The organism is Microbacterium sp. GCM10027623 (assembly GCF_042666935.1).
GTDB lineage: Bacteria > Actinomycetota > Actinomycetes > Actinomycetales > Microbacteriaceae > Microbacterium.
In genome coordinates, this window is sequence record NZ_JBHTHE010000001.1 from 805,198 (window position 1) to 816,323 (window position 11,126).

Consider the following 11,126-nt stretch of genomic DNA (forward strand, 5'->3'; position numbering starts at 1 on the left):
CGATTGCACGCTTCACCTACACGGTGCGCGCCCGGACGGATGGCAGGGAGGGGGTTGCAGGTCGGAGGTGCAGCGGCTATAGGCGACGGGGAGAGCGCCTCCCGACATTCCGGCATCGGCCATCATGGAGGTATGGATCTTCCTGGCGGTGCCTCTGCAGTCGGGCGCGCGCCACGGCTGTCGTCCGAATCGATCCGCCGTCCACGTCTGAACGACGCGCTGCTGCCGCTCGCGGCCGTCACGGTCGTGCGCGGGCCGGGTGGGGCGGGAAAGACGGTGCTGCTGCGTCAGCTCGCCGATGAGACGGATGCCGAGGTGGTCTGGATCGACGCCGAAGCGGCTTCTCGGCTCGAAGACATCGACGGGACCGTCGACGCGCTCGCCGCCTCCGACCGGCCGATCGTCGTCGCCCTGGACGACGCGCACCGCGTCGCTGACCCGGGGGTGTTCCGCGACATCCTCGCTGTGGCGCGCAGCCTCTCGCAGGTGTCCTTCCTGATCGGCACCCGTGCGCTCCTGCCTGTGCTGGAGGACCCCGTCGAGGCGCTGGCCCTCGACATCAGGCTCGTCCTGCCCGAGGATCTGCGCTTCAGCGTCGACGAGATCGCGAGGTTCACCGGCGAATCCCCGCAGCGAGCGGAGGAGGTCTATCGCTTCACGGAGGGGAACGCGCTGCTGTTGCGGGCCCTTCGGCTCGGAGCCGATCGCGCCGCAGGTGAGGACCCGACGCACGGAGCCATCGCAGTGCTCACGGCCCACGTCCTCCGCTACCAGGCGACTGCAGGACGGGAGATGTCCGACTTCATGCGCCGCACCAGTCTCGGCGAGGACTTCACACCGGCCGAGGCCTCCGAGCTGAGCGGGACCACCGACGTCGCTGCGCTGGCTCTCCGCCTGGAGCAGGACGGGCTCGTCGTCCGAAGCACGCTCGACGGTGCGGAGTGCTTTCGATACCCGCCGTTCGTCCGTGAGGTGCTGCGCGCGCAACTCGCGCAGGGCGACAGATCCCGGGTGGAGTCATTGCACGGCATCGTCAGCCGGCACCGCTCGAACCGCGGCGACACGCCTGGCGCGCTTCATCACGCACTTCTCGCCCGGGACTACGACGTCGCGGCGCGGGTGCTTGTCCGGGGCGGAACGGACATGCTCCGCCAGGTGCCGTACGAGGCGTTCGCGCGGATACCCGTGCGAGCGGCGGTGCACCATCCGATCCTCGCGGCCGCACGAGCGCTGAAGGAGAACGCGCGCGGAGCACGGTGGGTGGCCAGGGAGTACTTCGCGGCGGCGATCGTGGCATCGCACAGCAGTGGCCGTCGCAACCTCCCGGAACGGGCGAGCATGACGGTGATCGAGTCCGTCAGTGCCCGCCTGCAGGGACGGGACAAGGACTCGGCGGTCATCGCACGCCGTGCGATGGCGATGATCGATCGGCTCGGCCAGGACAGCATTCTCGGCGACCAGTTGTACGCGCTGATGGCGACGTGCGGGACGAGCTTCTTCCGAGCCGGTGCCTTCACGGAGTTGAGGCAGATCGTCGACCGCGTTCCCTCGACGGCGATGCCCGGCGGGCTGATGGCCTCGTCGCTGGGAGCCGTCATGGCCGCCGCATCAGGCGACAGCCGTGCTCTCGAGCAGGCCGAGGCGGTGATCCTGGCGGCCGAGTGGCCGCAGGACGAGCTCGATGGATATCGAGGCTCGCTGCGCCACCTCGCACTCATGCTGCGCGAACTGGGTCGTGCGGACACCGAAGCGGCGCGCACTCATCTGGAGGCGCTGCGCCCTCACCTGCCGACGTTGGAGTTCCGGGTGCTGTTCGGAGCTGCTGAAGCCCTCGCTCTGCTGATCGAGGATCGGCCCGAGGAGGCCGGGCACACCGCGGTCGCAGTGCGCCGCTCGGAACAGGCCGCGGGGCGGCTGTCGCCGCGCGACGATCATGTGATCGCCCTCGTCGAGGCGTTGAGCCTGAGCGCCTCCGGACGTCCCGGTGCTGCCCAGAAGCGTCTGGACGCCGTGCCGCTCTCGTCGCCGTGGAGACGCATCGTGAGCGCACATCTCGCGCTGCTGCAGCATGATCACGTCGCCGCCGCGCCGCATCTGGCGGCGTCGGTGCTCACTACGGCCGACGAGCCTCGTATCGTCCGGACCCGACTGCTGCTCCTGGCGTGGCTGAGCAGCTCTGCGGGGGACGCGTCAGCGGCGCACGCCGCGGTGCTCGGTGCGGCGAGCATGGCCGAGGCCCATGGCGAGGACGGTGCGCTGATGCTGATCCCCGACGACATCCGGCTGCGGCTGGCGGCGCTGCTGGACGGTGATGAGTCGATCCGGGCGACTCGCGCGCGCACGCAGTTGCTGGCGCCATTGCCGAGCCCGTTCCGGATGATCGATTCGTACCCGCAGCTGACCAAGCGCGAGCGGGTCGTACTCGGCCGGCTGCATCTCTACGACAGCAACGCCGACCTGGCGGCGGCACTGGTCATCTCGCCGAACACGGTCAAGACCCAGCTGCGCAGCGCCTACCGAAAGCTCGGGGTGACGAACCGGGCCGAGGCGCTGGTGCGCATGGCGGTGCTGGGGATCGACGGCGACGGAGGGTCACCGGAGTGAGGCGGCCTCCCGAACGGCCGGGGGACGCACACCGGCGCGGACGAGCCGCCGCGAGAGCACACGGGCGACCAGCACGAGTCCGACGTAGCTGAGCACGCGGATCGCGGCGAGCAGGACGATGATCGCGGACGACAGGAACGCCGGGTCGATGATCGGCAGGGAGATGGCCCAGATCAGGATGCCGGAGGCAGCGGCGGCGCCCACCAGCTGCGGCCCGCGCGGTCGCCGTGCACGCCACAGCACGAGGTCGAAGACGAGTGCGGGCAGGACGAGCGCGAACAGCACGAGAAAGCCGAGAGGGGAGAACGGCGCGCAGATCAGGCCGGCGATCGCTGCGCAGAGCACCGCGGAGCCAGGCAGCCCGGACCACACTCGTGCCGTCATCGGCACGAGCACGGTGAGACTGCCGGTGGCGGCGTACACGAGAGGGTTCAGGAGCGCGACGGCCGTGTTGGCCGGGGCGAGCGCGAGGACGATGAGCACGTTGGCCGCCGCGAACGCGGCGAGCTGGAGGAGGCGTCGGGTCGGCACCGATCCATTATGTCGGCACTGCTCCGCGCGAGCGGCGGCCCCAGGGCGCGCCGGGGTGAGGGGCGGGGTGAATTCTGCGCCGGGCGGGCAGGCGGGAGCATGCAGAGTGCATGTCCGTCGATACGTTCAGAGGGTCTGATGGCGCCGAGGGGGCGCTTCTGGCGGGTCTGCGTGCTGCCGACCCGGTCATTCAGGCCTCAGGAGCTTCATGATGAACCCCATTCGCCGCCACCTTCGGCGCGCCGGTCGACGTGCCGCGCTCGCCGTGCTGTCCGTGTTCGCGATCGTCGGCGCGGGGCTCATCGCCCCCTCCGCCGCGATGGCGGCCGTGCCCGGTGGCCCCGCGACGGTGAGCACGACGGTCGACTTCGTCTCGGGGACGGATCTGTCCACGCCGATCACCGAACTGAAGGCGACCCCGGCGACGAGCACGCCCACCGACCTGTTCGCGCTGAACATCGGCTACGTGTGCGGGCCGGCAGCGCCCTGTGAAGACGTCACGATCGCGATCGCACCGCAGCCGCTGGACAGCACGTACGGTCAGTACCGGTTCGCCCGGTACTGGAGCGCCACGCTCCCCGCCGGCGCGAGCATCGCCGGCAACGACACGACCGGTCACACCGTCACCATCGGCGACCTCCCGGCCGGAGCGACCGGGTCCTTCACCGTCAGCTACCGGTGGCAGGATCGCCCGGTCGGAGTCTCGCCGCAGTCCTTCTTCCTGGACGGACAGCAGATCACGAACACGGTGACGATCGATGCCGCGAATGCGGGAGCCACGGCGACGGCATCCGACAGCCTCACCTGGCACATCGACACGATGGAGCCCCTCGTGGCCTTCGCACCGCAGGGGCTGGCGCGGGGAGGGGTGGACTACGACTACCACCTCCGAATGGCCTCGGACTGCATGTGGTACCGCTCTACCGCCAACCACGGTGAACCTGCGAAGCTGTGCGCCGCTTCGTACGAGACGAGTTTCCACCTCCCGGACGGCGTCGAATACGTCGCCGCATCTCACGACGGCACGTACGACGCGGCCGCGCGCACGGTGACCTGGTCGGAGAGCGGCGTCGGTGCCGCCCCCGGCTGGGGATCGGTGAATGGCTTCAGCCGAGAGCGCACGGTCACGGTGCGCTTCCCGGATGCGATGTTCGACGCAGGCTGCACGATCGACGTGTCAGCGACTCTCGATGCGCAGGTGACGTACCTCGACGGCGAGACCAAGCAGGCAGAGACCGCGACCGTCACTCATCAGGCGACGAACTGCGAGCCCTTCGCGGCCGTCAACCCGCTGAAGAAGACGTCGACGCGCAACCTGGTCCCGAACATCGTCTGGGACAGCGGAGTCCGCAACACCTGGTACCTGGATGTCGGAAACCGGGCCAACGTTCCCGGTGTCGCCGTGATCACGGATGAGGGTCTGGACCAGATCGACGGCATCCGCGTCTACCAGGTCGTGGCGACGAACGGCACGATCGCGTATGAGCTAGACAACGGCATCACGGGCACTGCCAGCGGCACCTACAACACACCGGCAGGTCGCGAGATCGCGTCGGTCGTGATCACCAGCCCGGTGCTGGACGGTCCGAACCTCGATGAGTCGTCGCAGACCAAGAGCACGGACTGGCGGGGGGTCATCCGGTACGAGACCGTCGGGTCTGCGCCGGCCGACGGCTGGGAGCGTTCGAACACCGCATCCGCAGTGATGACCTATCCCGACTACGCGCTGGGTGACATCGATGCCGGAACGGCGACGTCCGAGATCCTGATCACGCCGCGACCGGCCAACTTCACCGCGACACTGACGGCGACGCGGACCGGCCAGGGCAACCCGGTCGCCGGCGTCCCGGTCGACTACCGGGTGGGCGGTGTCACCACCGTCATGGAGGACGACGCCACACTGGAGCCGCAGTACGTGTTCGTCGCGCCCTATCAGTGGGACATCGTCGACGATTCCTGGAGCCTGGAAGCGGGCGCTCCCGCAGGAGCGATCTTCACCCGCAGCACGGTGACCATCTCGGGTGAGGACCGTGACTCGCTGCTCGTCTCCTGGCCGGCCGGAACCAACTGGGGCGTGAACGCCAGCTGGCCGGGCCTGAAGGTCCAGGCGACGCCGGGCGCCGCGGCATCCGCCGGCAGCATCGGGGTCGCGTACGGCATGGTCGGCGACGCGACGCATTCCTTCCCGGGCTACACCGCCACGTGGGGTGGCGGCGACAACCGCCAGAAGCACGTCGACAGCACGGACGTCGACGGTGACGGCGACGTCACCGAGAGCTTCGCGTGGGTGAACGCCTCCACCACGGTCGGTGCGTCCGCCGCGCTCACCACGCTGAAGGAGATCTGTCTGGTCGATGACACCGCGGCCGATGGCTGCGACTGGATCGCCGACTCCGCGCAGAAGGTGCCCGTGTCCCCGGTCGCAGACGACATCAAGTACCGGGTGACGCTGCGCAACAACGGCAGCACGGCACTGTCGAACGTGGTGGCATACGACGTGCTGCCGCACCCCGGTGACACCGGCATCAGCAGCGGCAGCGCTTCGGTGCCGCGCGGATCCGAGTTCTCGGAAGCGCTGGCCGCCGTCAGCGACAAGGCTGCGAACATCGACCTGCTGTTCTCCGAGTCGACGAACCCGTGTCGTGCCGAGGTCTTCGCCGGTGGACCGACCGGTTGCGACGACGACTGGAGCCCGGCCATCGCGGGCGCGACGTCGATCCGCGCCGAGGTGAACGGAACGCTCGCGCCTGGAGCATCGGCATCGTTCGTCTACACGGCCGACGTGCTCGGCACCCCGGGCGCGGGTGCGCTGGCGTGCAACTCGATCGCGACCGCCGCGACCGGTGTGCCGGTCAGCGAGCCGAGCCCGGTGTGCGTGGCGATCCAGGCGGCAGACCTCGCGGTCACCGCGACGCCGCCCACGGACGTGCAGATCGATCGCCCGACCGCGCTCGCGTTCACGGTCGCGAATGTCGCCGGGACGGAGGCCCCGGGCGCGGTGACGGTGAACGTCCCCGCCGGTGTCGAGGTGTCGAGCCTCGCCTTCGGTGACTGGACCTGCACGGCGGCCGGCGCGGCGGCTCCGATCGTCGGCCCCGCGGCGCTCAGCTGTGATCTGCCTGCTCCGCTGGCGGAGGATGCGTCGATCGCGATGGAGCTTCCGGTCATCGTCCGCGGTTCGGGCGTGGCGGTCACCACCACGGTCGCGGGAGATCTGTTCGACCCGGACCTGGCCAACAACTCCGCCGCGATCACACTCGATGCGGCTCCGGCCGCGGCCGGCGGGCTGACTGTCACCAAGGACGACTCCCAGTCCGCGCTCGTGGCGGGGCAGGAGACGACGTACACGATCGGGGTGGCAAACCAGCTGATCGCCGAGGACGTCTCCGATGTCACGATCGTGGACACGCTTCCCGCCGGGGTCGAGTTCGTCTCGGCATCCGCCGGCGGTGCTCACAGCGGCGGCACCGTCACCTGGCAGGTGCCCGCGCTGCAGGCCGCGGCGAGCACGACGGTCACCGTCACGGTGCGGGTCGCGGCGGATGCCACGGTCAACAGCATCGTCAACACGGTCACCGCGCAGGCGGCGGACCCGGCCTTCCCGGGCGAGACCCTGACCGGAACGGCGACGGATGTCGACCAGATCGACCGGATCGCGCTGACGAAGACCGCTCAGCTGCGTGCACCGGCCGATCCGGCCGACCCGCGTCCGGGTGACGTGGTGGAGTACACCTTCCTCGTCGCGAACAACGGCGGAGGCACGTTGACCGAGGTCGCCGTGCTCGACCCGATGCCCGGGCTGTCGGTCATCACCTACCCGGATGGCTGGCCCACGACCGCCGGGACGCTCGGTGCCGGCGAGAGCGTGACGGGTGTCGCCACCTACACGCTCTCCCCTGAGGACATCGATTCCGGTTCCGTGGCGAACGAGGCGACGGTGGAGGGCCTGTCGGCGGGCGGTGAGCAGGTCGCGGATTCGGACTCCGTGGACTTCCTGCTCCCCGCGGCCGGCGGAATCGCCTTCACGAAGGACGCGCAGCTCGACACCACCGGTGTCGTGCAGGCGGGTGACGTGATCGAGTACACCTTCACCGCCGAGAACACCGGCAACGTGACGCTCGACGACGTCACGATCGACGATGCTCTGGCGGGACTGAGCGACCTCGATTACACGTGGCCTGGCGCAGCGCAGACGCTCGGCTCCGGTGAGACGGTGACGGCGACGGCGACCTACGTTCTGACGCAGGCCGACATCGACCGCGGGTCCGTTGTGAACACGGCATCGGCATCCGGAACCCCCAGCGGCGGCGACCCGTTCGTCGCCGAGGACTCCGCGACCGTGACCATCCCAGCGGCACCCGCGGCAACGCTGAAGAAGACCGGCGAGACGCACGGCGATGCCGATCGGCCTGTGGCGGGTGACGAGGTGGAGTTCACCTTCGACATCGAGAACACCGGAAACGTGACGCTGTCGACCGTGGAGATCGCCGATCACCTGGCCGGTGTCAGCGACATCGTCTACACCGGCAGCACCGACTCGTTGGTGCCCGGTGCGACCGTGCAGGCGACGGCGACCTACACGCTGTCGCAGACCGACATCGATGCGGGCGAGGTCGAGAACACGGCCACACTGACCGCGGCTCCGGCACGCGGCACGATGGACCCGGTGGATGCCGAGGCGGTCGTGCCGCTGGCATCCGCTCCAGGTCTCGTCGTGACGAAGTCCGCTGCCCTCGATGACGGCAACGGCGACGGCAAGGCGAACCCGGGTGAGAAGATCCGCTATTCGTTCGAGCTGGAGAACACCGGCAACGTGACGCTTGCGGAGGTCACTGTCGATGACCCCAAGGTGGTCGGAATCGCCGTCACGGACGCGCTGGCTCCCGGCCAGATCGTCACGGTCACGGCGGATCCGTACACGGTGACGGATGCGGATGCTGCCGCCGGAACGGTGGATAACACGGCCACCGCGTTCGCCGCGAGCCCCGATGACGAGAAGGTGACGGCGGATGCGTCGTCGGTCAGCGTGGACGCGGCTCCGTCGGGCGATCTCGCCACCACCGGTGCCGAGTGGAACCCGACGCTGCTGATGTTCGCGGGCGGTGCGATCGCGGCGGGCCTGGTGCTGCTCGTGATCACGATGCTGCGTCGCCGCCGGCAGATCCGGGACTGACCAGCAACTGACGGCTCCGGACGTGGGGATCCGGAGCCGTCAGAGGTCATGCATCGGTCACGCGTGGAGGTTCACGGCGGGGGACCGGGCCGGTCGCGAGCCCAGAAGGCTGGATGCGCCTGTTCCCGGGGTCCCTCGCCCCGGGAACAGGTCGGTCAGGCGGCGACCTTCGCGACCAGTCGTCCGACGACGGCGCTGTCGGCGAGCTGCTGGATGCCGGCGGGGATCTCCTCGAAGTCGATCTCGCTGATGGTGGGCTTCAGGTCTCCCGAGGCCATGTAGCGCATGGTCTCCTCGATGTCCTCCTTGCTGCCGCCCATCGATCCGTGCAGCTGCTTGCGGCCGAGGATGAGCGAGTAGGTGTCGATCGTGGCTTCGAGCTTGCCCATGCCCACCTGCACGACGCGCCCGCCGCCCGAGGACTTCACGGTCTGCAGGGCGTCGGCAGTGGTGACGCCGAAGCCGGCGTAGTCGATGATGACGTCGAGCTCGACGTCAGTGAACTCGGTGATCGCCTTCGCGACCTCGACGGCCCCGGCCTCGCGGGCGTTCTCCCAGACGTTCTCGTTGATCTCGGCGACGTAGACCTGGGCGCCGCGCAGGTGCGCCACGCGTGCGCCGATCTGGCCGAGGCCTCCGAATCCGATCACGCCGACCTTCATGCCCTTCTCGACGCCGGCGGTGGAGAGCGCGCCGACCGAGGTCATGCCCGCGTCGGTGGCTGCGGCGGCCTCGGCGAAGCTGACGTCGTCGGGGATCGCGATGAGTGCGTCTGTGCTGACTTCGGCGCGGTCCTGCCAGGCGCCGTCGATCATGTATCCCATGAATTCGGCGAGCGGCCAGACGGCGACGCGGTCGCCGACCTTCCAGCCGGTGACGCCCTCGCCGATCTCGCTGATCACGCCGGCGGTCTCGTGGCCGGGGACGACGGGTAGCTCCTTCATGGAGAGCTGCCACTTCTCGTCTTCCAGGATGCCGACGTCGGAGTGGCACAGGCCTGCTGCCTTCACGTCGATGACGACCTTGCCTGGTCCGGCCGTGGGCTCGTCGATGTCGACGCGTTCGAAAGGTTTATGGGTTCCGATGAACTGCCATGCACGCATGGGGATCTCCTTAGAACCATGTTCCGGGAGCGACGGGATCGTGCCCCCTCGTCCCTTAAGGGTAGGTCGGTCGGCGCGTCTCAGGGGCGGAGTTCGCCGCGAGCACAATATGCACGTGAATGGAATATTTCGAGGGGGTGATGGCGCACGGCCAATGCTTCCGAACCGCCTCGCGGAGGGGGTGCGGTCAGCGCTGGTGTCTTCGCGCCGCGACAATGAGCATCGCCCTATGCGGAGCCCACGGCAGATTCGACGTCAGCACGGAACCCCAGCTGTGCGGACAGGTCCACCGCTTCGGCGCTCACGTAGCGGGCGAGGCTCTCCAGCCTGTCGCCGATGCGGATCTTCGGCGCGCTGATGTTCAATGCGGCGATGATGCGGCCGTTGTGGTCGCGGACCGGTGCGGATGCCCCCACGACTCCCAGCTCCAGCTCTTCATCCAGCAGAGCGTACCCGCGGGAGCGGATGCGAGTCAGCTCGCTCCGCAGGGATGCCAGGTCGTAGACGAGCGCCTTGTCCTCGGGTGGTGCCGGAAGCACCGCGAAGCCGACGGAGTGCGATGGCACCGGTCCGACGATCACCTGGTCGCGTCCGTGCACGTCATACCAGCGCACCAACGACTCATCATCCCAATCGCTCAGCAGCACGCGCCCCGACGGCGTGCGCCACGCCGCGGTCGTCACGCCCTCCCACCCGGTGGTGCGGAACTCGTGGGGACTCATCTCGCTCGAGATGGTCAGCACGTTGCCGCCGCGTAGCACGCACAGATGGGTGGTCTCGCGAGCCTGCTGCGCCATGCGTCGCAGGATTGGACGCGACTTCGCGGCCAGTCTGCTCTCGAGGGTCAGGGCCGCCATTGCATACAAGCGGGACCCGAGGCGGTAGGCGAGGGTGCTCTCATCCCGCTCGACGAGTCCTGCCTCGGAGAGAGTCGCGAGGGATCGCGATACCACCGCCTTATCGCGCCCGGTGAGCTGCGCCACGCGCACGACACCGAGGCCTCCTGGCGCCGCTTCCGAACTGCCCAGCACTTCCAGGATCTCGATGTCCCGAGCCAGCCCCGAACTGTTCCGTCGCGGAAGCTTCTCTGCTTTCTCCATGCACCCACACTACAGTTGCCATTTAGACATCTGCGAGTGGCGTATCGGCATCTCTCGTTCCTATGTTGGTGACATACAGACTCAATGAGGAGAGAGAGGGATCCGATGGTAGATCCGCGCATCGGCGAGAGCTTCGTGGGCGAGGGCGTCAACGCGGCCCACATCAACACCGTCGCCGGGGCGCGCTCCGGGCCCGCAGGCACCGCCTGGGCCACCGCGCTCGGCTCGCCCAGCAGCGGCCACGTTCCGTTCGTCGCGGTGCTGCAGCCGTCGCTTCCGGTGAAGCCTCTCACACTGTTCGTCACCAAGGCCGCACCTGACTCCGACGAACACGGGCTTATGATCTGGGGTCCAGCACAGGCCGGGGTCGCCGCCGGTGTCGCCGATGCTGTCGCCGAGGGCGTCATCAGCGTTGAGCAAGCCGACTCCGACGTCATCATCGCCGCCGTCTGGGTCAACCCGGCTGCGGATGACGCGGATGCCGTGTACCGCAACAACCGCGAGGCCACCCGCACCGCGCTGCGCAACGGCGTCGGGCACCTGCCCGCACTCGAGGACGTGCTCGCGGCGCGCAACGAACCCCGCAACCCGTTCTACACGGCTCCCACCGACTGA

Annotated in this window: 6 protein-coding genes; 3 read left to right on the forward strand and 3 right to left on the reverse strand. The window is 68.9% G+C overall.

Features of this window, described 5'->3' with window-relative positions; translation table 11 throughout:
- Positions 1-132: 132 nt before the first annotated feature.
- On the forward strand, positions 133-2,604 hold the full coding sequence (locus tag ACFQY2_RS03740; RefSeq protein ID WP_378744288.1) for a LuxR C-terminal-related transcriptional regulator: 2,472 nt from the start codon (positions 133-135) through the stop codon (positions 2,602-2,604).
- Here the strand turns inward: ACFQY2_RS03740 and ACFQY2_RS03745 are convergent.
- Positions 2,593-3,135 (reverse strand): hypothetical protein, encoded by a 543-nt coding sequence (locus tag ACFQY2_RS03745; RefSeq protein ID WP_378744289.1) that lies wholly within the window; start codon positions 3,133-3,135, stop codon positions 2,593-2,595. The two genes, ACFQY2_RS03740 and ACFQY2_RS03745, sit on opposite strands and share 12 nt — an antisense overlap.
- Before the next feature lie 208 nt (positions 3,136-3,343).
- Between ACFQY2_RS03745 and ACFQY2_RS03750 the strand changes: the two genes are divergently transcribed.
- Entirely contained in the window at positions 3,344-8,308 is a 4,965-nt protein-coding gene (locus ACFQY2_RS03750; protein WP_378744291.1) for a hypothetical protein, read from the forward strand.
- Between the two features lie 155 nt (positions 8,309-8,463).
- Here the strand turns inward: ACFQY2_RS03750 and ACFQY2_RS03755 are convergent, their stop codons facing one another.
- Complete coding sequence (locus ACFQY2_RS03755) at positions 8,464-9,411, reverse strand: zinc-binding dehydrogenase (protein ID WP_378744292.1); 948 nt, start codon at positions 9,409-9,411, stop codon at positions 8,464-8,466.
- A 227-nt stretch (positions 9,412-9,638) separates the two neighbouring features.
- The gene (locus ACFQY2_RS03760; protein ID WP_378744293.1) at positions 9,639-10,511 is read right to left on the reverse strand and encodes an IclR family transcriptional regulator; all 873 of its coding nucleotides are present in this window, start codon (positions 10,509-10,511) and stop codon (positions 9,639-9,641) included.
- Positions 10,512-10,616: 105 nt separating this feature from the next.
- Here ACFQY2_RS03760 and fae point away from each other — a divergent pair, with 105 nt between their 5' ends.
- Positions 10,617-11,126 (forward strand): formaldehyde-activating enzyme, encoded by a 510-nt coding sequence (fae, locus tag ACFQY2_RS03765; RefSeq protein WP_378744294.1) that lies wholly within the window; start codon positions 10,617-10,619, stop codon positions 11,124-11,126.